Below are 25,480 nucleotides of genomic sequence, written 5' to 3' on the forward strand. Positions count from 1 at the left end.
TGTACTAAATACATTGTAACCATTTGAAAACTAAATATGGAGGCGAACAGATATGGGAACAAGCATATACTGCAATTCAGCAATAGGGGAATTATTACAGAATGCTAGAGAATGTTGTGATAATGTTCAGCTGAAAACGAAGAAAGGGTTATCTAAGTACCTTGGTATTACACATGAAAGATTAACCCGTATTGAATCTGGACTTTCTAAACCAGAATTTGAGCTTGCGATGGATTGGTGCCATGCAACAGGAGCAAAGTTAAATCAACAAGCGATTAAACATATTTATGGTGTTGGATTACCGCCTACCGATCCACGTTTAACTCAAGATGTAAATCTACAATTGATGAACTACATTAAACAAGCTGAAGAGGGAATTGCAGCAGCGAAGGAAATCATGAACTTACAAGTTGCAACCAGGTCATGGAAGTTGGATGAAAAGAAGAAACATGAATACACAGTTCATGCAAAAGAAATCTTCGATACAATCCAAGCTACGCAATGTGTAGTACAAGCTCTTGAACAAGTACACTTTGGCATTATGGAACAAATACAAAGAAGTTGGTTGCAAAAGGCTATGGCGGAGAACGTTATTATTCAATCGGTGGATAGCTTAATGACCTTAACAAAGGCGCTGTAAAGGAGGAAGGAAAATGACAGTAGATTATAAGAAACCAAGTTTAAGAGAATATAAGGAACTAATACGCTATGACGCAAAGCTAACTGGTGAAATTAAAATAGCAGAATTACTTAATGAGGATTCAAAATCAGTTGAGTTAAAACAAGAGAAGAAATTGTTGGGGATTCGAATCAAAATTATTGAAGCATCATTTATTTTGAAACATAAATGGGCAAAAGAAAAAGCTACCGCCTAGACAACAGTAGCTGACAATATATTTTACAAAATAATTATATCATTATATTAATTTTTTTGGTGAATTAATGAACTTGTAGTTTCTACCATTAAATTTAAAGTGTACCAAAATAATAGATTTTTAATATTTTTATAAAAAATAGAAAAGTACTGTGCTTGTCGTTATGACCAGAAAGGAGATGTAATTCATGAACGGTAAATACGATTGTCTTCATGATCTAGTTCTTCCGGGAGACTTTTCGTTTGCGGATAAACTTCATAATTGTATGGTTGAATGCGTTCATAACATGTTTAATGCAGAATCAACTGAAGAATCAAATCGCTGGGAAGAAGAACTGGAGCGATGTATGAAAGAATTTAAGATGCTTCGTGATACAAAAGAAGAACATGAGGCTTCGATGAGCTATCGTGTAGTGATTAAGGATTTAAGAACAAGGGGAGTTAACGCCTCATTAGTAAGACGTAGAAAATAAAAAATCTATCACTTAGCAGAGTGATAGATAAATGGTTTTGCAAAAGATCTTAGGATTAATTATATCAAATTAGTATTCGTATAACAACGGGGTGTGTTGCATGCTTTTAGACAAGTCATTACATAGAGTGTTGTTGAATTCTAAAGTGTTTCAACAAGCAACATCAGAGCAACACCTAATTTACTTAGTAAAACAATATCTCAAAACAGGATACAAGAATTATCGCTTATTACGTGTAGAGGACGGATTCGCGATATGTAAACGGGAGGATGAATAATATGGCAGTTTATAGACCAGTACACGTTTCATTTTGGCAGGATTCATTTGTTTTAGATCTTACACCGGAGGAGAAGTATTTCTACTTATATTTAATGACGAATAGTAAGACGTCTCAATCAGGAATCTACGAGCTTCCACTTCGTATCATTGAAACTGATACAGGATACAATCGTGAAACGGTTATGAAGCTATTAGAGCGTTTTGCTGAGTATGGAAAAATTAATTACAACCAAAAAACAAAAGAGTTGTTCTTAATCAACTGGTTAAAATTTAATCCAATTAAAAATGTAAACATTGAAAAGTGCGTTTTAAAAGAGATTCAATCTGTGAAGGACCAGGATTTTTTAGTTGATTTCTATGAAACTTGTTTGCAATTAGAGCGAGAGCAAGATTTCAAAATCCCTCGTATTAAGGAGTATTTATCAGTCCGTTTGGAGGGGCTTATAAGGGGCTTCCAAGACCCTAGCAAGGAAGAAGAAAAAGAAAAAGAAGAAGAAAAAGAACAACAACAACAAAAAGAACGCGCAGGCGTGGAAGAAGTTGTTGAGGTTAATCCAATTTCTTTTTACGAGCAAAACTTCGGACTGATTACACCTTTTATTGCAGACGGTATTCATGCATGGGTAGATGATTTAAATGCAGAGCTTGTTGTAAAAGCTATGGAAATCGCTTTAGAGAAAAATACAAGAAACATGAATTACGTTAATACAATTTTAAGAGATTGGCATCTTAAGGGATTGAAAACAATAACGGACGTTGAAGCAGCTGATAAAGCATTTCGTGATCAACGATTAGCGAAGGGACAGCAGCAAACTCAAGCACCTTATCAAAATAAAGTTCTATCAGCATCTACTAAAAACGTAATACAGCAGCAACAAGCATGGGAGCAGAACATTCCAACAGAAGAAGAACTTGCAGTACTTAACCAACAGAACGCGTGGTTGGCCCAATGAGTAACGATATGATTCGTAATGTAGAAGCCGAACAAAGTGTTTTAGGTAGCATTATCCAAGAAGGCGATTTAATTAAAGATTGTCAGCTAAAGGTAAAACAGTTTTCTTCACCAACGCATCAAGTGATTTTCAAGGCGATGAGAGAATTAGAGGATGCTGAAGTCCCGATAGATCTTGTTGCTCTCATGGGGAAATTTGAAGACAGTTTTATGAATCAAATAGGTGGTATTGCGTTCTTTGTAAACTTAACTGAAGTTGTTCCAACGACGAAAAACTTTTCGTATCACGAAGGTTTAATTATCGAAGCTTGGAAAATGAGACATGCTCAAGAGGTTGCTGGTAATTTATATAATCGTCTTCAGCAAGAAAGAGATATGAGCGCTATTAGTACTTCGATTGATGAGTTAAGCGCCATTGAGGAAACAGGTTATTCAGATGAATTTAATTTAAAGGAAACCTTAGTTGATCTGTATAAGAACATGCAAATTGATGTAGGGGATTTAACCGGTATACCAACTGGTTATGACGACTTGAACAGAATGACAGCTGGATTACAAGAAGGCGATTTAATTATTGTTGGTGCCCGGCCTTCAATGGGGAAAACAGCATTTGTATTAAACGTCGCTTTTCATGCAGCAAGCGCTCATACAGCAACAGGAATCTTTTCACTAGAGATGGGAGAAGAGCAGTTACTGAAACGTATGATTTCAAGTACTGGAAATATAGATGCTACGAAATTGAAGAATCCTAAGAAGCTATGTAATTTAAAGGATTGGGAAAAGATTAGTCAAGCGATGGGATTAATCAATGATTTGCCATTAGAAATTTATGATAAAGCAAATGTAACAATGCAAGAGATATACGCAAAGACTAGGAAACTAAAGCGTAAGTACCCTGATAAAAAAGTTTTAATTGCAATTGATTATTTGCAGCTTATTGTAGGGGATCCGAAGCATAGAGGGAACCGCATGCAAGAAATAGGTGAGATTAGTCGTAAGTTAAAACTGATGGCCAGAGAATTAAATGTGTGTGTAGTTGCATTATCACAGTTAAGTCGTGCTGTAGAAAGTAGGCAAGATAAGAGACCATTGCTATCAGATTTACGTGAGAATGGTCAAATTGAGCAAGATGCGGATTTAATAGCATTCTTATACCGTGAAGATTACTATGACCGCGAGACAGAAAATAAAAACATAACGGAAATTATTTTAGCAAAACAGAGGAATGGCCCAGTTGGTGTTGTTGAACTAGCATTCATTAAAGAATTTAGTAAGTTTGTAAATTTAGAGAGAAAGTTCAATCATCAACAGGAGGCTTAATTATGTTGTTACGTCAGGAAGTAGAACGTAGGAAACTAGCAATCATTCGTAAATTATTGAGATTAGGATTAGCTGAAATTAACGGGAAAACATTAGATCAACTAACGTTAACGCAGCTTGAAGGAATCTTAGTTGCAAGCTTGCAGGTATTGGAGGGGAAAAACAATGCCAAAGCAATTAACAATTTTTGATGTGGAACCAGTTGTATCATTTGATCTTAAGAAAGCTCATATTCAACGTTTGAATTCAAAATTAAGGTATGCAGATGTGGTTGTGCAAATACCAAGTCAAGCCAAAGCGATTGATGAATTAAAACCAACAACAGCGCCTGATGAACGTTATGAGTTGTTTGAGGATTATACAATTGGCATTTGGCGTTATAAGCGAGTGGAGGATAAACAATTTGTGTGGGAAGAAGCTGAAGAGATATGTAAGCGAGCACGGGATAGCAAAGAGCCGACTCCAATACGACTTCATCTATCCTTGGAACAATCATTTGTTCCGGAGAATGTTGTGCAATATCTATAGACAAATAAAAAAAGCTGAGATCACTCTCAACTTACTTCGACAAAGTAATTATAACATATGGGAGTGATCTTGGTGGGAATTAGAAAAGAAAATCTTGTAGAAATGACAGCTGAAATAGATTTGAAAACAAACGGAATATATATAGTTAAAAATGGTCAGGTTCAGCTAATAGAACCACCTCAAAGTGGATTTGGTGAACAATCATTTGTATATCAAAGTGGAAAAGTAATTCGGATGGAAGAGCGGAAAACACAGTTACTTTAATAAAATTTGAATTTTGTATGAAAATTAAAGAAGCCTATACTTCAATATAGTATAGGCCAGGCGATTATAATTAATCGGTTATTAATTTCGAATAAATATTTAAATCGATAAGCTTTTCAGCTGATTTTTCGCTTTTTCTTAGAGTCCCTTCAAAAATGAATTGTAATTTTTGTAATACTTTTATGGAATTCACATTTTCAGGTTCAACTTTTGCTTCGACACGATTTAGTTTCAGATGTGTAAAAGCATAATCTAATAGCGCAGAAATAGCTTCAGGGGCATATCCTTTGCCCCAAAATGCTTTCGAAATATCATAACCAATCTCTGTTTTTGAGTTTTCGAAATCCAAGGAATTATAGCCACATGAACCGATAATTTGATTAGATTCTTTTTCAATAATAGTAAAACGGAGAGCTTTATTATTTTGAGCAAGTTCATTGAGAAAATGAATCATATCTTTCGCTTGGTTTTCATCAGTGAAATTACTTATATTCATGAATTTTGTAACGTCAGGATCAGACCATATTTTAAACATGTTTAATGAATCAGATTCCTTCATTTGTCTTAAATGTAATCTTTGTGTCTGTAATTCTGTAATCAATACTTTTACCTCCATTATGTTGTTGTGACGGATAGATTAAAAATATTGATATCTGTGCATAATTCAGTCCCTTCTAGATTAGTTAACTTTTATTATATAAGAAATTATTAAATTGAACAAAAGTGTTATTTGAATAGAAAAGGGCAGCTGAAAATTCAAGGATGAATCAGCTGCCAATAGAGTAGTTATTAAATCTTATTATTAAGCTTTTAATTTGGATTTTTATTCTTATTTCGAGAAGAAATTATACCGAAAATTGCACCAGACATTGCACCAATTAAAGTTGGTAAGAGTATACTCCATGCTGCAAATGACATAATTATAACTCCTAATAATAAAATGTTTTAACTATATATTTCATTATATCCCAATTTAAGGATGTTATGTGAATAAATATCAGGTAATCAAACAAAATAGTTATTTTATAACGAATAAAGGAAAGAACCCTTTTTGATAAAAAGATTCTTTCCTCAAGGTCTGCAAGAAATTCAAGGTAACTGGACCAGAGAAACCTGTGAATTTCTTTGTGATAATACTGTATGCAAAGGAATCAATAAGGTTAATGAATTTTAAACAAAATTCTTATTTTAAATGAAGAAGCCCTAGAGTTAGGGCTCTAGGGCTTCTTGTTTTGGTATTCTCACATGGTTCTACAAAAAGAAATGAACATACTGAAGATAACATATGAATGTTTCATAAATGTATCGAAAAAGTGAACAAAATTGCTATTGCAGAAGTAGCAGAAATGAAGTTTCTAATAGTTAAGTACGAAAAAGGTGTTATTTCCAGTGGATAAAATGCGCGTGGGGCACCTAATCATTATTTTATCGGAGGAAAAGAATATGTTATGAACTTGGTTGAATGAAAAAATGAAAATTTTACTTTAAGCGAAGTTAATGAAATATATTTTGGGGGTTATATCAATGATTGTTATCTCGATGGACACTTTAAATTTATAAAAGTCCTAGAAGAAAAACACAACTATGAGGAATAGCAAGCTATAAAAGTGAACAAAATCGTTATTTAGACATAAAAAAAGAGCCCCACGAGTAGGGCTGCAGGACTTCATAAGTTCGAGTTATGTCGTACTCACTAGGGATTTTAACATGAATGTTGTGGTAAACATACTGGTAAATGTATCTAATTTATTTAGAGCTGTTATTTTAAATAAAAACGCTATTGTAATAAAAAAAGAGCTTGCAAGGAAACAAGCTCTAACGTAATTGAGATGTCTATATATTACCATTCATTTCAGTATAATTCCATAAGTCGTGGTTGAGAAATAAAGTATAAGCAATTTAATAAAAATTTCATTTTGTAGAAATAAAAACCCTAGTTTCCTAGGGTAATGGTATAACAGCTCAATATATTCTACTCTTTATTTATAAAAATAATCGGCCATATTTATGTTACTCTCCTTTTTGGGGAATATCTACATATTTTATTCATCAGAAAGGAGAACTGCTTGTACAGAAAAATAAAATCCGCTTTATAAATTTGGACCAAAACGATATTTTAATAGCGGGGGAGCGGAATAGTGCACCTAAAGGAGTATACCGCTTACAAAGGTGAATCACACATACGTATTGGGACTATACAGGAGTATATAGTGATTCTTAATATGAAAAAAGAGCCCAAAGGCTCTCCTTAATAATTATGGGATTCGCTAGCAAAATGAAAACCTTCAAGTACATCAATACATTAGAAATTTTGTGAACATGAAGTACAAGGTCCACCTGTAGGCTGAAATACAACATTATCAATAAAAGCTGTTGCGCCTTCTCCACCTGTAGCAATATTTTGAAAAGCAACACATGCCATAGTAACACCAGGAGGTATACAAACAACAAGAACATAATGTTGGAAACCAGATTGCGGTTGATTCATAACTGGTATAATATGTGGAATATTTAATGGGCCAAGAGTTGAAGAAAGAGGCGGACATCCTTGCCCAACAAGTTCTGGAAAAGATACGGAAGCTATAGGAAATGCGCCATCCCTTACATCTGCAGCAAAAGAAAACGTATAACAACAACCTTCGTCAACATCAACTAATTGATTAATACTTCCACCTGGTCCAATTGCTGCAGCTAAGAGACTAAGTGTCCCATTTGAAAGAATACGACCACTATGAACGTTTGGAACTCCTACTTCTGCAACATTCCCAACTTGATTCCAACCTGGAACTAAATCGCCTATTAATGGTGGTTCGTCAAATCCAGGGTTGTCAAGAACATTAGTACAAGGACAACACCCTACTGCTGTTGGACCTGTTGGACCTGTTGGACCTGTTGGACCTGTTGGACCTGTTGGACCTGTTGGACCTGTTGGACCTGTTGGACCTGTTGGACCCGTTGGACCTGTTGGACCTGTTGGACCCGTTGGACCTGTTGGACCTGTTGGACCAATTTCAGGTGGAGGTTGAGGGGGGCCAAAACATTCACATGGAATATGAAATTTCTTTTTAAATTTACTCACTTTCACACCATCCTTATCATTCACCCGCTTACACAATATAATTTATGAATTATCTAACACATACGTATAAGGTAAAAGCCTTTAAAAATAAAAATAAACAAAAGCCCTTATGTCACAAATATAAACCCATTCCATAGTATATAAGGAACATGGATTCACTCTAAATAGCTTTCAAAATATATGTGGTTCCGCTTCCGGAGTTAATACCGTTTGCTCCTGTTGTTCCTGTTGTTTCTGTTGCTAAAGTGAATGACGAAAAATAGATGGGAGTGTTGAACCGATTAAATTTGATCCAACAGCAGTTCCATGTAAAGAATTTCTTCATTCATATCTTCACCTCCTATGGTTACTCGTCATAAGAGGTGAAGATAGTGAAAAGTAAATCATGAAGCTGGAAAGCAATTAAAAAAAGCACGGGGATCATTAAGAAAAATTAAAGAACGTATCGAAAGTGAGAAGTGAAGTAACAAGAAAATGTAAGGAGAATTGTACGATCATGATAGTTGGATGGTATACGATGGTGAATGAGTTGAAGTGGACAAGCAATAAAAAAACAGCTAGCAAAAGCTAACTGCTCCAAACAGGGATGTGTCTCTAGATGTAGTTATAGTATGAACGGAATATTGAGTTTTATTCAGGGGGTAGAGGGAAATGATTAATGAAAATGAAAATTTAATAAAATAATCCTTTTCTAATAAGAAAGTTACTAAAATATGAGAAAATGATATAATAATATCTATAAATTTAGTCCTACTGGAAGAACCAGCGGACATCAAACTATAAAGAGCATTAGTGATATTGCTCTGTAGTTTGGTGTCCGCTTTTTGTTTTTTATTAACAAAATAAATAAGGGGTGTTTTTATATATGATGCAATTAACTTTCTTACCTAAAATTGACCGAAAAGCAACACAAGTTCGTTTAGAAGAGATTCTTGAAAATGTTCGTATTTATAGACAATTTGGGATGATTAGAAATGAGATGAAGGTCACGGCCTCTAGCGAAGTAAGATATCACGGTCCAACCAATATAGTAGGAAAGCCAGCTGAAAATATTGCTTTAGCAAATGTTGCTATGAGTGAAAGAGAAGTGAAACTACAACGTTTATCTTTTCAAATTGAAAAGGTATTAAGTCGTTTTAGTAAAAACCAAAGGGATATTATTGTAAAACGATATTTGGAAGATGAAGAAGTCTTTGATTACATGGTTTATAACGAGATTGGTATGAGTGAACGTACATATAGACGAAATAAATCTAATGCTTTTTATAAACTAGCTTTTGCTCTTAGATTAGAAGTATATGAGACAGAAGAGTGTGAAGGAGGGGATGAACTATGAATTTTGTTCAGCCGATACGTGATGCAGAGCAAATACAACAGATTAAAGAATACCTAAAGGGAACCAATGAACGTAATTACATTTTGTTTGTGGTGGGAATTAATACAGGGTTGCGTATAAGTGATATCTTAAGGCTTAAAATAGGTGATTTAAAGGGAAGTCACGTTTCAATGCGTGAAATGAAGACGGGTAAGCAGAAACGTATTCAAATTACCGCAGCATTAAGAAGAGAATTGAAATGGTACATTGAAGAGATGGAAGATCATGAATATTTAATCAAGAGTAGGCAAGGAAAGAATCGGCCAATAGGAAGAAGTATGGCATATAAAATACTTAGCACCACAGCAGCAGAATTTGGATTAGACGAGATTGGGACACATACATTACGTAAGACATTTGGGTATCATATGTACATGCAGACAAAGAATATAGCTTTGCTAATGGAGATATTCAATCATTCAAGTGAACGGGTAACATTAAGATATATAGGAGTAAACCAAGATGCAATGGATAAAGCAATGACTAGGTTTAAAATCTAATCATTGCTTTTTCTTTTTAGTTCGAGGATAGCATCACATACCTATCGACTTAAGAACAGAAACTTACGCTTGAACATAATATCAAATCTAGATGAGCAAAGCTATTTCAAGTGAATAGAATTCACTCTTTAAGAATACATAAAATATATACATACAAGCTTAGTCTGATCACTACATCATTAGTGAAAGTAGAATTCTATAAATTTTGGAGGAAGAGATATGCAAAAAAAGGTGCTCCTGTTCACAGATTTGGGGATTGATGATGCGTTTGCTATACTGTACACCTTTTTTCGTAAAGACATTCAACTTGTAGGAATTGTAGCCGATTATGGAAATGTATCAAGAGAAAATGTAATAAGGAATATTAACTATTTGAAGTACATTGCGGGAAGAGAAGAGATACCTGTATTCCTTGGTGCTTCTGTACCGTTGACTGGTATATTAATTCAGTATTTTCCTGAGGTACATGGGAAAGTCGGATTAGGACCTATTATTCCCCCTGAAATTCCATATCCAGTCTATCCCTTAAATGATATTTATCAAATTATAGAATCAAATTTAGAAGATCTTACAATTATCAATTTAGGAAGGCTTTCTTCGCTAGCTACGACTTTTGTATTGAATTTAGAAACAATGCGAAACGTAAGAGAATGCATTTGCATGGGGGGAGCTTTTTTCTATCCAGGTAACGTAACTGCTGTGGCTGAAGCTAACTTTTACTCAGACCCTTATGCAGCAAACTTAATTCTGCAGCATGCAAAGAACTTGACGGTTATTCCTTTAAATGTGACTCAACATGCGATTGTTACACCCGAAATGGTCCAGCAAATCGATGCATTTCATCGGAATACACAGGATCTTGCAGGACTTATCATCAAACCTATGTTAGATTATTATTATAATTTCTACTCCAAGTCTAATCCTGGTATAAGTGGAAGTCCTATGCATGATTTTGTAACGGTGTGGTATTTGCTGAATCAAGAGGCTGTTAGTCTTTCAAGGGTACCCATTAAAGTAATTCCTGATCAAGGGGAAGGATTTGGTCAAAGCATTGCAGACTTTCGTTTTGTTACTAATCCAGGCTATAAAACGCATAATGTAGCTTTTCATTTTGATTATGAAAGCTTCAAGAAGGATATTATGGAAACGTTCCTAAAGAAGAGAGTGTAACAGACTTTATTAACTTCAGATAATACGGATTATATGAATGAAATATCACTGCACTTCACGTACAAGAATTCGACTTTTTTAGGTTAAAATTCGTCTAACATACAAAGCTTCCGAAATGTTGGCTGTATCCTATCACTATCAACCTTACAGAATAAAATCTTCCTAATTGCTGGTACATTAAACCTTTAACTTGATGACCATGTGGTGCTATCCTATTCTATACGGTTACTCATTTTTATTATGTTGTGTAACTCAAAAGAGAAAGTGCTATGAAGCTATCAATATCAAGGGCTGTAACGTTTGGCTTAGTTACACAAAATATAAGATATGGGTAACTGGGAAAAGAATTTATATGATGAAATTACGATGGTAGATATGGAATTGCACTATTTAATATGTGAGAAGTAACGTGAACATGATAATAACTAAAGTTGCACCGATTTTAGGATTTATAGGAGTGATTATAGCATTGGTAGTCAATGCACATTTTATTAATACAGGTAAAAAAGCAGAGGTAAGACAGCACGCCCATCAACTTAAGAAATCAGGACAAAAAAGTCATTTTGGAGTCGTCTGTTTGGTAAAGAACTCAAAATTTAATGCTAAAGAGAATTTCGCTTTTGATCTTTTATTAATAATGATATATAATTTGAAATTTTTAACACTATAAATGTTAGTCAAGCATATAATATAGTATCGGAATAGGTTTCACTCACTTATTTCAGTTTACTTTATTTTATAGTTTTCTTTTTCAAGAACACCAAAATGGACATTGGTGTTCTTTTTAAGTAGGTTAATTTTGAACGTTTAGAAGTTCTCTTATTTACAAATTTATAAAACAAAGAAGCACTCAATTTGAGTGCTTCTTTGTTTTATACTTGTACTTGTTGTACTTGTAAAACTTTTAAAGTAAGATCTAGTACAATTTTTTCACGAAGAGTTTCAAATGGCTCGTTTAATTCTGTTGGACAAGGAGAAAAGTCTAATTCGAAAAATTGAGCGCTGACTAATTCGCAATACGGTTGTTCATTATAAAACACTGTATTTTCGAAGAAGTATTTGTCTAAACGTGGTAAATCACCATTTTTAGGATTAATAAAGTGAGATGTAGTATCTGAGGAAGAAGCTACTAAAGCTTGTGATAGAAAATCACCAGCTGTTAAATCCGCAAAACCGGAAAATGGAACATTTGCAATGCGATCATATAGAACTCCATTACACTCATCATTTGCGTATTCAATGTTTTTACGAATATATCCTTGTACAAATAATTTTGCTCTTGTAACTCGGCGGTAAGGTGTACCTGGTACTGGAGTAAATGCTACAGGAACTAACTTACATTGTGTTAAAAATGCATTTTTTAAAATGCGTTTGATTTCAACTGCTGGAGGATCTAATGAAATATCAGATTCTACAACAATTTGAATCGTTCTTTCTGCTAAAACAACTGGGATTTTTACAATGGGTGCTCCTGGAGTAAGAATTGGTGTTGCAGCTGCATCACTTAATGGTGTTTGAGTTTGTCCATTTACCTCACAAGGTACGTTAATTGGGCATTGTTCACTCATATTATCTAATCTCCTTTTTAAAATAAATTTAGATTTTTAAAATCTTTCAATGTCAATATATTCGTTTTTTTCATTTATGTATAAGCATGTATACTAGTTTTTGAAATTTATTTATAGAAATTTATTTATAAAAATTTATTAATAGGAGATATTTTTATAAGGTGTATACTTCTATGAAATTTTATTGTGCTCAATATACGAATTTAATAATATATTATTCTAATAAGATTTACAGAAAGAGAAACATGAGTTTTTTTATTGAAGTTGTAGGAAAAATCTAAGGAAGAAGAGGGCGAGATACCTGGCGGCTTAAAATGGTGACGATGGATTATATATTCCTATAAAAACTATCAATAGTCTTGTATATCCTGCTGTAATTGTAGAAGTAGAATATACAACATTGGCAAATAAAAAATGATATATAGGAGTAAAACAACACTCGATAAGGAAAAAGAGCTAGAAATCATTCAAATTATTTATGTTGTTAAAAGATGGTGTGAAAACGAAAAAGTAGTTCAAACTATAGTTTCAAATACAGAATAGAAAGATGTGGAAGTAGTGGCAGAGTTGTGACCGCTTTTTGGCAGTATATGTGCCGGTTGTTTTGGAATTAGCGTGTTATATTTGTATTGTGAGAAGTGGCGGAAAACATAACTCATAAAGATTCCTTTATAATCTATATGTTGTCTAAACGGTTTCATAATGACGGCACATAAAATCCGAAACCAGCAGATGGTAACGATTGAATGATTCCGTTATTAAGGAGAGCTTTTGCTCTTCTTCCAGTTACTTAATATTGTTGGAGCGAATGAATGTAGCGACATTAGGTGATTGGAAGAGGAATAAAACTTCACGTACCACAATTGAAACATAAATAAATGATTGATAGAAAAGCATCCATTCGGGTGCTTTTTACTTTGGAGGGATGAATGATGAATCAATTAAAGCTAAATAAACAAGAACATGCGGTTGTAATTGGTACATTAATTCCATTGCTTGGACAAGATCTTGTAAACGAACGAATCGATAAACAGAAATTAGAAAGTGCAATCCCAGTCTTTAATGCAATGGAGGATAATACGACGCCAAAGCAAAGAAGAGAAGCGATGATTAGTTTGCTTGATAAAATTATGGATGCATTCCTAGAGAGTAAGGAGTGATATAGATGTGTGAGCATAAGTATCAAATGTTAGATAGTGAGACTACTTCTTTTTATTCTGATGTTAATCGTTATGGTGTAGATGTTTCTGTTACTTTCTACTGTGAGAAGTGCCTTGATATTCAACATAGAGAGAAGCGAATTGATACAGGTGTGATTGAGGTAACGGATAGTGAATGAATATAAAACCAAACAACAGAAGCGTAAGTTCTATGACAGTGGTGAGTGGAAGAGTATACGTGAACAAGTAAAGAAGCGTGACAACTATGAGTGCCAAGAGTGTAAACGAAACGGTCGTGTACAAACTGATACCAATGAGTACAGTGAGAGTGCAAAGCGTAAGAAGATACAACTCGTTGTCCATCATATAAAAGAAATCGAACATCATCCAGAACTTGCATTAGAAATAGATAATCTCGAAACAGTATGTGTGGATTGTCATAATAAAGAACACGGAAGAACATTCAAAAAGAAACAAAATAAATGGGAACACGATGAAAAGTGGTAAAAATGAATCGATGATAATAATCCCCCCCTTAAAATATTTCAGCAAAAATTGCTCAAAGGGGCACCGGAGGAGGGGGTTAACTGTCAGGTTTTTTTCGATTTTACGCACGTAAGGGGGGTGAGGAGATGGCTGTTAGTATTGTGAGGTTAAAAGAACAGCTCATGAATAGCATTGATATCACAGATTTAGTCGAAGTTGAAAAAGTAGAAAGATACATTGATCTGGTCAAAGCATTTAGAAAAATAAATAAAACCATTAATAAAGAAGGCGAATCTGTAACAGTAAAAAATGGTTCTCAAGTTTTTGTTAAAGCCCACCCTCTTATAAGTGAGAGGAATAAAATTAACAGTTCTTTAATTGCTTTAGGAAGAGATATAAAATTCGTTCCTAAAGTGGGTGCTTCTAATACGGGATACAGTCCAAGTGATTTAATATGATCAGGCAAAAGTATGTAGATGAATATATTGAGCTTTATAGGAGTGGGAAAATAAAGTTCAACAAAGAAAGAGAACTGTTAATTGACTATCTAGAAAAATATGTTTTGAACAGAGACGATTTGTATTTTGATGATGAAATGATTGAGAAGTGTATCCGCTTTGGAGAGAAATGGTACTTCCCGTTGCAAGCATTTCAGAAATTCTTAATAGCATTCGTTTTTTTGTTTTATAAGAAAAACGGACGTGTATTTTATCGTAAATTCTTATGGATGCTTGGACGTGGTGGTGGTAAAAACGGATTAATATCAGTCATCATTCATTTTTTAATTAGTGAAATGCATGGTATCCCGGAGTATAACATTTCCGTTGTTGCAAACAGTGAAGAGCAGGCGAAAACCAGTCCAGATGAAGTTCATAAATGCGTCAAACGAAATGAAATATTGCAACGAGCATTTAAAACTACATTAACTCAAACTGTCTCTAAAGCTACAGGAAGTATATTGAAGTTTAGAACGTCTAATGGAGATACAAAAGATGGTTTGCGTGATGGCGCGGTTGTATTTGATGAAATACATCAATATGAAAGCAATAAAGATGTTCGAGTCCACATTAGTGGCTTAGGGAAAAAGAAAAATCCACGCGAATTTTACATTGGTACAGACGGGTATGTACGAGACGGATTTTTAGATAAGCAAAAAGAAAAAGCAATGAAAGTTTTAAATGGTGAAGCCCGTCCAAATGCTATATTTCCATTCATCTGTAAATTAAATGATGAAAAAGAAGTCGATGATATCGATAATTGGGAAATGGCGAATCCAATGTTATCTCATCCTTTAAGTGAGTATGCTGAAGGATTACTTGAAACGATAAAAGAAGAATACGAGGATTTAGAGGATGATCCAAGCAACCGAGAAGAGTTCATGACAAAACGAATGAACTTGCCGGTTACAAATTTGGAGCGATCTGTTGCGAAATGGTCAGAAATTCTTGCTACAAATCGTCCATTTCCTGATTTATATGCTCAAGAATGCATAGGGGCATTAGACTTTGCAAGTATTCGAGACTTTGCAGCATGTGGTCTTTTATTTAGACAAAATGGTGAATACATTTTTAAAACTCATTCCTTTGTTCGAAAAGAATTTGTTGATATCTATTATGGATATTCTAAAAAAGCGGGTGAGTTTAAAAAACAAAAATTTGCTCCAATAAAAGAATGGGAAGAGCAAGGTTTACTAACAGTTGTGGATGAACCAACTATTAATCCTCAACACATTGTTGATTGGTTTGTAGAAATGAGAGAACAATATGGGGTTAAAAAGATTATAGCTGATAACTTCAGAATGGAAGCAATAAGGCCATTATTAGTAGCAGAGGGGTTTGAAATAGAAGTTATACGAAACCCAAAAGCAATTCATAGTTTATTAGCTCCACGTATTGAAATGGCATTTGCAAATAAACAAATTGTTTTTGATGATAATCCGCTAATGCGTTGGTATACGCAAAATGTATTGGTTGTTATCAAAGCTGATGGAAATAAAATATATGAAAAGAAAGAGCCCGTTCGTCGAAAAACAGATGGGTTTCAGTGTTTCGTTCATGCTCTTTATCGGGCGGATGAGATACAAGAAGCAACTGATTTTGTTATAGGTAACATTAAATTCTAATAAAAGGGGTGATAACCATTGGATGGTTAGGCTCAGTATTTAAAAGAAATAAAGAACTAGAATTTATGCTAGATCTGGATTTGATTGCTGATACAGCAAATAGGCTTCACATGAAACGATTAGCACTTGATACATGCGTATCTTTTCTAGGAAGAACGATTAGTCAATCTGAATTCAGGGTAAGAAACGGTAAAACATTTGAGAAGAATGAACTTTATTATCGACTAAACGTTAGACCGAATAAGAATATGACCGCAAGTACCTTCTGGGAAAGATTTATTCGTAAACTTATTTATGATAATGAATGCTTAGTCATACAAGCTGATGATGGTGATCTACTTATTGCCGATGGATTTCAGCATAACGAATATGCTGTATATGAAGATACTTTCACAGATGTAACAGTAAAAGATTACACGTTTAAGAGAAGTTTTAAACAAAGCGAAGTAATTCACTTAAAGTATCGAAATGATAAATTATCTCCACTTATCGATGGATTATTTGCGGATTACGGAGATTTATTTGGTAGGATATTAAACTCACAGAAGCGTAAAAATCAAGTTCGTGGCACGGTTGATATGGATATGATTGGTGCTAAAACAGAAGAACAAATAGCGAAGTTACAAGAGTTTATAGACAACATGTATAAGTCGATTGGCTCAAAAGATATAGCTATTGTCCCACAACAAAAGGGTATTAATTATAACGAGATATACAACGGTGTTGCGAATGGCCCAAGTGTGGAAGAAATTAATAAAGTAACAAATGGTTTCTTAAATCAAGTAGCTATGGCATTTGGTATTCCAACAGCTCTGATATATGGGGAAATGGCTGATGTAGAAAAGCAAACGAAAAATTATATGCTTTTTACAGTACGGCCATTATTAAAAAAGCTATCTGATGAAGCGAACGTTAAATTCTTTGAAATGAGTGAATATCTTTCGGGACGAAGAATTGAGGTTAAGGCTGTTTCCTATCAAAGTATATTTGATCTTGCGACAAGTATTGATAAACTTATTTCTTCAAGTGCATTTACAGGAAATGAAATTCGATCAGAAGTAGATTATGAAGATTCTGATGATCCAAACCTAAATATCCACCATATTACGAAGAATTATACAAAATTAAATGAATCTGAAGGGGGTGAGAAATAATGGATCATGTGAATATGAATAAGCTTTTGAATTTAAAACGAGATATTCGTTTTGAAGCTAAAGGTGAAAATGAATACAAATTAACTGTTTATGGGTCAATTGGTGGATGGTTTAGTGAAAATAATGCTGAAGCAGTAAGAAGAAAAATTCAAGATGTTAAAGCAGAAAAAATTCACGTTCATATTAATTCGGGTGGAGGTTCCGCGTTCGATGGTGTAGCAATCTGTAATCAGTTAAAGCAGCATAGTGCAGAAATTATAGTTCATATTGATGGTTGGGCGGCTAGTGCCGCATCTGTAATTGCAATGGCAGGAGATAGAATTATTATGCCTAGTAATACTATGATGATGATTCACCAAGCAAGTACCTTTGAATATGGAAATGCAGATCTTTTTGAAAAAACAGCACGAGATTTACGAAAGATTGATTCAGCTTTAGCAGGATCTTATAAGAAACGTTTTGTTGGAACAGATGAAGAATTAAAACAACTTTTAAAAGACGAAACTTGGCTAACAGCAGAGGAAGCGGTTGCTCTTGGTTTAGCTGATGAAATTGCTGATGAAATTGAAATTGATGATACGCAAGAAGATGAAGAAGTAGAAGTAGTAGAAAATTTCAAAGAAGATTTAGTAGCAAAGTACACGAAACAACCAAATAATCAAAATCCAAAAGAGCCTATTCAAAAGCCTGTTAATACAAAACAGAATTTGAGTACGCTCTTTTTAAATTTAGGGGGAAAATAGAATATGGTTATTAAGTTTGATAATTTCGAAGAGAAAAAAATAGCTTTTGCAAAAGCGACACAGGAAGGAACTCCAGAAGAACAAACAGCAGCATTAAATTCTATGATTGGAGCACTTGCTACAGATGTACGAGCAGATATTTTAAATCAAGTGAATGAATCAATGGTAGATCGTTCTATAATGCAATCTCGCGGTGCTAATGTACTAACAAGTGAAGAAATGAAGTTCTTTAATGCTGTTGTTGAAGAGGGTGGTTTTAAATCTACTGAAACTTTACCTAAAACAACACAAGAGAGAATTTTTGATGATTTAGTTCAAGGTCATCCGTTGCTAGATCATATCGGTTTAGAGAATTTAGGAGCCGTGACAGAATTTATTTATGGAGATCCAGAGGGTGCAGCTGTATGGGGACCATTATTTGGTGATATTAAAGGGCAATTAAATGCTACATTCCGAAAAGAATCAATCACTCAACTGAAATTAACAGCATTTATTCCATTAGCAAATGATATGTTGAAGCTTGGTCCAGTATGGGTGGAACGATATGTTCGTACTATGATTACAGAAGCGATGTCAGTAGGTTTAGAACGTGGTTTTGTAGTAGGGACAGGTAAAGAAGAACCTATTGGCTTATTAAAAGATCCTAGCGGAAGTGTAGTGAATGGAGTATATCCAGATAAAAAATCAGCAGGAACTTTAACGTTTGAACCAGGTCGTAAAACAATTAATGAATTAAAAGGCGTAGTTAAATTATTGGCTAAAAAATTAAATCCTGATGGTAAAACAGATGCAGACAGACCTAAAAATATTGCTGGGAAAGTAGTTATGGTAACAAATCCATTCGATACTTTTGACATTCAAGCAAATGCTACAATTCAAAATGCGGCAGGTGTATATGTAACGAGCTTGCCTTTTAATCCAATCCCAACAGAATCTGTATTTGTACCCCAAGGACAAGTGGTGTTCTTTGTTAAAGGGGAGTACATTGCAGCAATGGGTGGAACAGAGCCAATCAAGAAGTATGAAGAAACATTAGCTTTAGAAGATGCAACACTTTATATTGCCAAACAACATGCTACAGGTAAACCAAAGGATAAATATACTTCACAAGTTTATACATTGAAACTTGGAGAAGTAACGCCACCGACACAAGGGTGATGTGAATGGATACAGTAATTTCAAATGAAATATTACAGCAATTCAAAGATAGGATGCGTTTGGGTGATGATGAAGACGATAACCTGAGGCGTATCCTTTTTGCATCCAATGAGGCTTTAATAAAAGACTGTGGATCGTATGACATAAACACAGATGAGACGTTCAAAGAATTAGTATTTGAACGTTCTCGTTATGCTTATAATGATGCACTAGAGTATTTTGCCGAAAACTTTTTGACAGAAATTAATAGTTTTGGCATTCAAAAAGCTTTAGAAGAAATAAAATTGGGCGGTGATTAATATGCGTCCTTTTCAGTATAAAAAGCCACTAAATACAGGTGATTTTAGAAATCGTATTATTATTGAACAACCTGAAGTAATAAAAGATGAATTGAATCAAGAAGTTGAAACAGGTAATTGGCAAGAAGTTAAAAAAGCATGGTCGATGATAAAAACGGTAAAAGGGTCTGAGTATATTGAAGCTTCAGCTTCACAAGCTACTCGGATTTATCGGTTTGTAATTCCTTATACAAAAGGCATTACAGAATTAATGCGAATCAATATGAAAGGTCGTATTTTTGATATTATCGAGCCTCCAATGAATGATGATGAAATGTATCAAACATTGACTATTATCGCAAAGGAGCATACTTGATATGAATGATTTTGCGAGTGATCTTGCTAAAGAATTACAAAGATATGCAAATGTTGTGGAAGAAGAATTGTTGACAGCACAAGAAGAAGTAGCCGATCTTGCTGTAAGTAAATTAAGACAAAGTGGTCCTAAAAAAACAGGTGCTTATCGTAAAGGGTGGCGTAAGAAAAAAGAAGGTAATAGCGTTGTCGTCCACAATACAAAAGGACAATTAACACATCTTTTAGAAAAGGGACATGCGAAAGTTGGTGGCGGACGTGTTCCAGCTCATGTGCATATTCGTCCAGTTGAAGAGTATGTAATTGATGAATTTCCAAGACGTATCGAAAGGGCGGTTCAACAATGACATTAGGTGAACTAACAAAAATTCTTGAGGCTACAGGTTATCCTGTGGTTTATTCGCATTTTACAGCAACGCCAACCACTCCAGTTCCAGCGCCACCTTATATTTGTTTCCTTGTGGATGGTTCAGCCAATCTCATGGCTGATAACAAGGTCTATCACAAAATAAATGATTTAAATATAGAGCTTTATACAACTAAAAAAGATTTAGTTGCAGAAGCCAAGCTTGAACAAGTCCTAGACGATCATGAAATTCCTTATGATTCGTATGGGACTTTTATTGAATCTGAAAAGTTGTATCAAAAAAATTATGAAACGAGGTTGATGTAAATGAATGAAAACAAAGTAGCCTTTGGTTTGAAAAATGTCCATTATGCACTCTTTGATATTAAAGATGGTGTCGTTACATTTAGTACACCAATTCCATTGCCAGGTGCGGTTGAATTAACGTTTGATCCGCGGGGGGATTTAATTGAATTCTACGCGGATGACATGCTTTACTATGCAGCGAGTAACAACCAAGGGTATGACGGAACGTTATCTATTGCGACTATTCCGGAACAATTTGCTGTTGATGCATTAGGTGAGGAATTAGACGAGGAAGATGGCGTGTTAAATGAGTTAGCTGATGCGAAAGGAAAATCATTTGCATTATTATTTGAATTTGATGGTGATGTACGAGCAACGCGCCACGTTATGTTTAACTGTTCAGCAAGTCGCCCAACACTTGCATCTAAAACGAAAACAAATTCAGCGGAGCCAAATACAAATGAACTTAAATTTGTATCAAGTCCTATTGATATTAACGGAAAACGTATGGTTAAAACGAAAACTACAACTAAATCAAAACAAGCGATTTATGATAATTGGTACAAAAAAGTGTATACAAAAGTACCTGCATTACCGAAAGGAGCATAAGTAGATGGAAAAGACAATTTCAATAGATGGAAAACAAGTCAGATTAAAAAGTACAGCAGCAACAGTTAAACGATATAAAGCACAATTCAGACGTAATTTATTTGCAGATATGATGGGATTAGGAGCAATTAGTACATTAACTTCATCAGATGGATCACAACAACCTATCGATACATCTAATCTTGATTTAAGTAAAGTGGATTTTGAGCTTGTTTATGATTTGACCTGGTTATTCGCTAAAACGGCTGATCCAAGTATTCCTGATCCTATAGTTTGGCTTGACGGTTTTGAAGAATTTCCCATTGAAGAAATCATGCCAAACATAATGGAACTAGTTCAAGTCACTATGGGAGCAAAAAAAAAATAAAAGAAAATAATGGAGAGCAAGGGACATTCAGTGATGAAGAATTAACCACTGATTTGTTCCTTGCTCTTTGTTATAAAGCAAAATTAACGCATTGGGACTTAGAAACCATGACAATCGGTGATTGTTTTGATTACATCGCAGAGTTTGCTGAAATGGAGAATCCAGACAAAGAAAAAGTTAGAAAAGCAAACCAAAAAGATTACGATGCATTCTAAGAAATGAGGTGAGAGAATGGCAGGAAGAATTAAAGGGATTACGATAGAAATCGGCGGAAATACTCAACCGTTACAAAATGCTTTAAAAGATGTAAATAAACAAAGTGATGCCTTGGCTAAAGAATTAAAAGATGTTGAACGCCTGTTAAAGTTTGATCCAGGTAATGTGGAAGCATTAGCACAAAAACAAAAATTACTTACACAACAGATTGAAAATACAACGCAAAAGCTAGATAAATTGAAAGCAGCGGAACAACAAGTACAAGCTCAATTTCAAAACGGTAAAATTTCTGAAGAACAATATCGTGCATTCAGGCGTGAAATTGAATTTACAGAAGGGTCACTTAATGGTCTTAAAAATAAGCTAGGAAATATGAAGGCTGAACAAGAGAATGTAGCGAGTTCCACAAGGCAATTAGAAACATTGTTTAGAGCTACAGGAAAAAGCGTTGATGATTTTGCAGGAGCATTAGGAAATCGTCTTGTGAATGCAATTAAAAGCGGAACAGCTACAAGTCGCCAACTAGAACAAGCGATTGGAATTATTGGTCGTGAAGCATTAGGAACTGAAGCAGATATTGAAAAATTACAACGGGCGCTACGATCTGTGGATGCTGGCAATTCAATACAACAAGTGCGAAACGAATTACGAGACTTACAACAAGAAGCCCAAAGGACAGAAAGAGAATTTCAAGAATTAGATATAGGCTTAGAAAACGTACTTGGTGCAATGGTAGCTGGTGGCGGAATTGCCGGGACAATCGAAAAAGCACTTGATATGTCCAAATTAAAAACAAAGATTGATATCACTTTTGATGTCCCAGAGTCTTCGAAGAAATCAGTAGAAGAAGCTGTGAGAGGCGTTACCGCTTATGGCGTTGATGCTGAGGCATCTTTAGAAGGTGTTCGTAGACAATGGACATTAAATAAAAATGCTAGTGATGAGGCGAATGCAGCGATTGTAAAAGGAGCGGCAGTTATTGCTAACTCTTATGAAGGAGTAGATTTTACTGAGTTAATTCAAGAAACAAATGAAGTAGCTGCGGGTATAGGAGTATCAAACGATCAAGCTTTAGCTTTAATGAATTCTCTATTAAAAGCAGGATTTCCACCAGAACAATTAGATACAGTAGCAGAGTACGGAATGCAAATGCATGAAGTTGGGTTCAGTGCTAAAGAAATCCAATATATTTTTGAACAGGGAATAGATACGAAAACTTGGAACATCGATAATCTCAACGATGGGGTTAAAGAGGGGCGATTAAATCTTAAAGGCTTTAGTCAAGAGGTTCCAAAAGCAATGACTGAATTACTAGAAGGTACAGATGTCTCTGCTGAAAAAATGAAAGAGTGGGGAAATGCAGTTGTTAGCGGAGGGGAAGCTGGCTCGAAAGCTATGTCTGAAGTTGCGCAATGGATAGACGGGATTAAGGATAAATCGCTTCAAGATGCTATCTCAATGGAAATCTTTAAAACAAAATGGGAAGACCAAGGGAAAAATTTACTCGCGGTTTATAAAGGCGTAGACAAAGCACAGGATAAGACAAAGCAAAACCAAGATCAATTAAATGAATCTGTTCAAAAGATGGATGCTAATCCAGCTGTGAAATTTCAAAAAGCTATGCAAGATTTACAAGTTGCTCTCGAACCATTGCTAGGCGTTGTCGCCGATGTTATTTCTAAATTCGCTGAATGGATTTCTAACAATCCAGAGTTGGCAGCGACATTAGCAGCAGTAGCAACCGCTATTGGTATAATATCGGGTGCAATCATGGCACTCGCGCCTATAGTTGTAACCGTTATGAGCTTTTTAGAAGTTTCAGCATTGGTAGCAGCTGGGATTGTCGCCATTGTTCCAATTATCATAGCCGCTATTGTTGCTCTAGGTTTTGCTATTTATAAAAACTGGGACGATATCAAAAATTGGACAATAGAAACCTGGAATTCTATTAAAGAATATTTGATAGAACTTTGGGACGGTATGGTTCAATCATCTAGTGAAGCGTGGAATTCATTTTTAGAAACAATGCATGCATTGTTTGATCCAATAGGTCAATTTTTTAATGATTTATGGACAGGCATAGGCGAGATATGTAGTAGTATCTGGAATTCTATTGTTGAATTTTTCTCAGGAGCTTGGGCTTCATTCACAGAAATGATGCATAGTTTCTTTGATCCGATAGGCGAATTCTTCAGTAGCTTGTGGTCTGGAATTGTGGAAACAGCATCTTCCTGGTGGAATTCTTTAGTTACAACAGCATCCGAATTATGGGGAACACTCGTACAAGCTTGGCAAGATACCTGGAATACAATTCTTACTGTTTTAGATCCAATTATTTCATTAATTTCTACCTTGTTAGAAGCAGGGTGGCTATTAATACAAGCGGGGGCGCAAATTGCCTGGGCGGCAATCTGTCAATATATTATTCAACCGATTCAAGAAGCTTACAATGGGGTAAGTGCACAAATCGGCGAAATGGTCACTTGGCTTGGTACACAATGGGAAATCGCAAAAGCGGTGGCACAGGTAGCATGGGGATTATTTAAGCAGTTTATCATTCAACCAGTCGTAGACACTTGGAACTTAGTAAAAGAAAAATTCAGTGATTTAGTTTCATGGCTAAATTCACAATGGGAGACAATAAAATCATATACATCAGCAGCTTGGAATCTGGTAAAACAGTATGTTATCCAACCAGTGCAAGAATTGTGGAATGCAACAAAAGAAAAGTTGAATGATTTAGCAAATTGGATATTAGGAAATTGGGCAAAAATCCAATCTTATACACTTGCAGCATGGCAGTTAGTTTATAAATATGTTATTGATCCGGTTATTTCAGCCTATAATTCTACGAAAGAAAAATTCGGCGAAATGTATAACAGTGCGAAAGAAAAATTTGATGCTATAAAAAATGCAGCACATGAAAAATTCGATGCGGCTAAACGTAACATCATCGATCCAATCAAAGAAGCGGTTGGTAAGGTAGAAGAGTTTATTGGGAAGATTAAGGGATTCTTTAGTGATTTAAAATTAAAAATCCCTAAACCTGAAATGCCACCAATGCCACACTTTAGCTTAGAAACTAGTACAAAAAATGTTTTAGGTAAAGACATTACTTATCCGTCAGGAATTGGCGTGAAATGGAATGCAAAAGGGGGTATTTTTACTCGTCCAACTATTTTCGGAATGAATGGTGGACAACTTCAAGGTGCTGGAGAAGCGGGACGAGAAGCGGTGCTTCCCCTTAATAAGAAGACACTTGGAGATATTGGTGCAGGCATCGTAGCAGCCATGCCTCGAGAACAATTTGCTATGCCAGGAGAAATAAATCAATTAATGAATGATATGAGTCGTATGATGGCTAGCTCTGTCAGTCAATTATCAGGATTAAAGACTGTCATGAGTGGTGTGTATGGGAACATGTCAAATAGCAAACAGGCTATGACAAGCAGTGTATCAAATCAAGTATTTAATAACTCATTTGAATCATCTGACGGTGGAACAATTCCGATGCTTGGCGGTGATTTAGTTGTTGAAGTTCCTGTTGTTATAGAGGGGCGAGATGTGGCGCGTGGTACGTATCGATATACAACCGAGTACCAAGAAAGAGAAAAACAAAGAGACTCAGCCTTTTAGGTTTGGTTTTTTTCTTACGATTAGTCAAGCTATGTTTATTTGGAACATCTGCGTATGAAGGTGCATTATATAGGGTGGAAGTATTTTCATTCCGTAAAATTTACCAGACCTTGGTCGATTGAAGAAGGTTGCGGAAACAGTC

Annotated in this window: 30 protein-coding genes; 27 read left to right on the plus strand and 3 right to left on the minus strand. The window is 35.0% G+C overall.

Annotated elements, in window-relative coordinates; all coding sequences use genetic code 11:
• Window positions 1-52 precede the first annotated feature (52 nt).
• The 8 genes from ACS2MN_RS19340 (at window position 53) to ACS2MN_RS19375 (ending at window position 4,690) form a co-directional block, all read left to right on the plus strand.
• A complete protein-coding gene (locus ACS2MN_RS19340) occupies window positions 53-640 on the plus strand; it encodes a sporulation sigma factor-processing peptidase (RefSeq protein ID WP_346994743.1) in 588 nt (195 codons plus the stop codon).
• Window positions 641-653: 13 nt separating this feature from the next.
• A complete protein-coding gene (locus tag ACS2MN_RS19345; protein ID WP_000215313.1) occupies window positions 654-875 on the plus strand; it encodes a hypothetical protein in 222 nt (73 codons plus the stop codon).
• Window positions 876-1,062: 187 nt separating this feature from the next.
• Window positions 1,063-1,347 carry a hypothetical protein gene (locus ACS2MN_RS19350; RefSeq protein ID WP_346994744.1) on the plus strand — a complete coding sequence of 95 codons (285 nt, stop codon included), beginning with the start codon at window positions 1,063-1,065 and terminating at the stop codon, window positions 1,345-1,347.
• 278 nt (window positions 1,348-1,625) lie between these two features.
• Window positions 1,626-2,579, plus strand: a complete 954-nt coding sequence (locus tag ACS2MN_RS19355; protein WP_346994745.1) for a DnaD domain-containing protein — start codon at window positions 1,626-1,628, stop codon at window positions 2,577-2,579.
• A complete protein-coding gene (dnaB, locus tag ACS2MN_RS19360; RefSeq protein WP_224992991.1) occupies window positions 2,576-3,898 on the plus strand; it encodes a replicative DNA helicase in 1,323 nt (440 codons plus the stop codon). The genes ACS2MN_RS19355 and dnaB overlap by 4 nt, the downstream gene beginning before the upstream one ends.
• Window positions 3,899-3,900: 2 nt before the next feature.
• Complete coding sequence (locus ACS2MN_RS19365; protein WP_173780843.1) at window positions 3,901-4,089, plus strand: hypothetical protein; 189 nt, start codon at window positions 3,901-3,903, stop codon at window positions 4,087-4,089.
• Window positions 4,064-4,426: a cell division protein SepF gene (locus ACS2MN_RS19370; protein WP_224992992.1), complete on the plus strand. Its 363-nt coding sequence runs from the start codon at window positions 4,064-4,066 to the stop codon at window positions 4,424-4,426. The genes ACS2MN_RS19365 and ACS2MN_RS19370 overlap by 26 nt, the downstream gene beginning before the upstream one ends.
• Before the next feature lie 72 nt (window positions 4,427-4,498).
• Window positions 4,499-4,690: a DUF3954 domain-containing protein gene (locus ACS2MN_RS19375; protein ID WP_088059459.1), complete on the plus strand. Its 192-nt coding sequence runs from the start codon at window positions 4,499-4,501 to the stop codon at window positions 4,688-4,690.
• A 70-nt stretch (window positions 4,691-4,760) separates the two neighbouring features.
• On the opposite strand, the gene ACS2MN_RS19380 is transcribed toward ACS2MN_RS19375, so the two are convergent.
• Window positions 4,761-5,291, minus strand: coding sequence for a GNAT family N-acetyltransferase (locus tag ACS2MN_RS19380; protein ID WP_200203320.1), 531 nt, complete (start codon window positions 5,289-5,291; stop codon window positions 4,761-4,763).
• 1,701 nt (window positions 5,292-6,992) lie between these two features.
• The gene (locus ACS2MN_RS19385) at window positions 6,993-7,769 is read right to left on the minus strand and encodes a collagen-like protein (protein ID WP_438894744.1); all 777 of its coding nucleotides are present in this window, start codon (window positions 7,767-7,769) and stop codon (window positions 6,993-6,995) included.
• Between the two features lie 865 nt (window positions 7,770-8,634).
• Here ACS2MN_RS19385 and ACS2MN_RS19390 point away from each other — a divergent pair.
• The 4 genes from ACS2MN_RS19390 to ACS2MN_RS19405 all read left to right on the plus strand — a co-directional run bounded on the left by ACS2MN_RS19390 (window position 8,635) and on the right by ACS2MN_RS19405 (window position 11,484).
• A complete protein-coding gene (locus tag ACS2MN_RS19390; RefSeq protein WP_103590980.1) occupies window positions 8,635-9,105 on the plus strand; it encodes an ArpU family phage packaging/lysis transcriptional regulator in 471 nt (156 codons plus the stop codon).
• A complete protein-coding gene (locus ACS2MN_RS19395; RefSeq protein WP_103590979.1) occupies window positions 9,102-9,644 on the plus strand; it encodes a site-specific integrase in 543 nt (180 codons plus the stop codon). The genes ACS2MN_RS19390 and ACS2MN_RS19395 overlap by 4 nt, the downstream gene beginning before the upstream one ends.
• Window positions 9,645-9,863: 219 nt before the next feature.
• Entirely contained in the window at window positions 9,864-10,814 is a 951-nt protein-coding gene (locus ACS2MN_RS19400) for a nucleoside hydrolase (RefSeq protein WP_438894745.1), read from the plus strand.
• 415 nt (window positions 10,815-11,229) lie between these two features.
• The gene (locus tag ACS2MN_RS19405; RefSeq protein ID WP_438894746.1) at window positions 11,230-11,484 is read left to right on the plus strand and encodes a hypothetical protein; all 255 of its coding nucleotides are present in this window, start codon (window positions 11,230-11,232) and stop codon (window positions 11,482-11,484) included.
• 202 nt (window positions 11,485-11,686) lie between these two features.
• On the opposite strand, the gene ACS2MN_RS19410 is transcribed toward ACS2MN_RS19405, so the two are convergent.
• Complete coding sequence (locus tag ACS2MN_RS19410) at window positions 11,687-12,382, minus strand: CsxC family protein (protein ID WP_103590977.1); 696 nt, start codon at window positions 12,380-12,382, stop codon at window positions 11,687-11,689.
• Window positions 12,383-13,311: 929 nt separating this feature from the next.
• Between ACS2MN_RS19410 and ACS2MN_RS19415 the strand changes: the two genes are divergently transcribed.
• From ACS2MN_RS19415 to ACS2MN_RS19485, 15 genes are all read left to right on the plus strand, one after another.
• Window positions 13,312-13,542 carry a hypothetical protein gene (locus ACS2MN_RS19415; protein ID WP_015000875.1) on the plus strand — a complete coding sequence of 77 codons (231 nt, stop codon included), beginning with the start codon at window positions 13,312-13,314 and terminating at the stop codon, window positions 13,540-13,542.
• A 5-nt stretch (window positions 13,543-13,547) separates the two neighbouring features.
• Window positions 13,548-13,721, plus strand: a complete 174-nt coding sequence (locus tag ACS2MN_RS19420; protein WP_438894747.1) for a hypothetical protein — start codon at window positions 13,548-13,550, stop codon at window positions 13,719-13,721.
• Window positions 13,714-14,049 carry an HNH endonuclease gene (locus tag ACS2MN_RS19425; RefSeq protein WP_438894748.1) on the plus strand — a complete coding sequence of 112 codons (336 nt, stop codon included), beginning with the start codon at window positions 13,714-13,716 and terminating at the stop codon, window positions 14,047-14,049. Before ACS2MN_RS19420 ends, ACS2MN_RS19425 begins: the two co-directional genes overlap by 8 nt.
• A 125-nt stretch (window positions 14,050-14,174) precedes the next feature.
• Entirely contained in the window at window positions 14,175-14,486 is a 312-nt protein-coding gene (locus ACS2MN_RS19430) for a P27 family phage terminase small subunit (protein ID WP_000301149.1), read from the plus strand.
• Entirely contained in the window at window positions 14,483-16,150 is a 1,668-nt protein-coding gene (locus tag ACS2MN_RS19435; RefSeq protein WP_438894749.1) for a terminase TerL endonuclease subunit, read from the plus strand. The genes ACS2MN_RS19430 and ACS2MN_RS19435 overlap by 4 nt, the downstream gene beginning before the upstream one ends.
• Before the next feature lie 8 nt (window positions 16,151-16,158).
• Window positions 16,159-17,304: a phage portal protein gene (locus ACS2MN_RS19440; protein WP_346994752.1), complete on the plus strand. Its 1,146-nt coding sequence runs from the start codon at window positions 16,159-16,161 to the stop codon at window positions 17,302-17,304.
• Complete coding sequence (locus ACS2MN_RS19445; protein ID WP_099003542.1) at window positions 17,304-18,047, plus strand: head maturation protease, ClpP-related; 744 nt, start codon at window positions 17,304-17,306, stop codon at window positions 18,045-18,047. Before ACS2MN_RS19440 ends, ACS2MN_RS19445 begins: the two co-directional genes overlap by 1 nt.
• Window positions 18,048-18,050: 3 nt before the next feature.
• On the plus strand, window positions 18,051-19,205 hold the full coding sequence (locus ACS2MN_RS19450) for a phage major capsid protein (RefSeq protein ID WP_438894750.1): 1,155 nt from the start codon (window positions 18,051-18,053) through the stop codon (window positions 19,203-19,205).
• 5 nt (window positions 19,206-19,210) lie between these two features.
• Entirely contained in the window at window positions 19,211-19,504 is a 294-nt protein-coding gene (locus tag ACS2MN_RS19455) for a hypothetical protein (RefSeq protein ID WP_438894751.1), read from the plus strand.
• 1 nt (window position 19,505) lies between these two features.
• On the plus strand, window positions 19,506-19,859 hold the full coding sequence (locus ACS2MN_RS19460; RefSeq protein WP_098806549.1) for a phage head closure protein: 354 nt from the start codon (window positions 19,506-19,508) through the stop codon (window positions 19,857-19,859).
• A gap of 1 nt (window position 19,860) precedes the next feature.
• Window positions 19,861-20,205, plus strand: coding sequence for an HK97 gp10 family phage protein (locus ACS2MN_RS19465; RefSeq protein WP_438894752.1), 345 nt, complete (start codon window positions 19,861-19,863; stop codon window positions 20,203-20,205).
• Window positions 20,202-20,531 carry a hypothetical protein gene (locus tag ACS2MN_RS19470; protein WP_103590972.1) on the plus strand — a complete coding sequence of 110 codons (330 nt, stop codon included), beginning with the start codon at window positions 20,202-20,204 and terminating at the stop codon, window positions 20,529-20,531. The genes ACS2MN_RS19465 and ACS2MN_RS19470 overlap by 4 nt, the downstream gene beginning before the upstream one ends.
• Window positions 20,532-21,119 (plus strand): major tail protein, encoded by a 588-nt coding sequence (locus tag ACS2MN_RS19475; protein ID WP_001004909.1) that lies wholly within the window; start codon window positions 20,532-20,534, stop codon window positions 21,117-21,119.
• 4 nt (window positions 21,120-21,123) lie between these two features.
• On the plus strand, window positions 21,124-21,486 hold the full coding sequence (locus ACS2MN_RS19480; protein ID WP_103590971.1) for a hypothetical protein: 363 nt from the start codon (window positions 21,124-21,126) through the stop codon (window positions 21,484-21,486).
• A 231-nt stretch (window positions 21,487-21,717) separates the two neighbouring features.
• Entirely contained in the window at window positions 21,718-25,338 is a 3,621-nt protein-coding gene (locus tag ACS2MN_RS19485; protein ID WP_438894753.1) for a DUF2207 domain-containing protein, read from the plus strand.
• Window positions 25,339-25,480: the final 142 nt, after the last annotated feature.

This window comes from Bacillus cereus group sp. BceL062, assembly GCF_051780025.1.
Taxonomy (GTDB): Bacteria; Bacillota; Bacilli; order Bacillales; family Bacillaceae_G; genus Bacillus_A; species Bacillus_A toyonensis.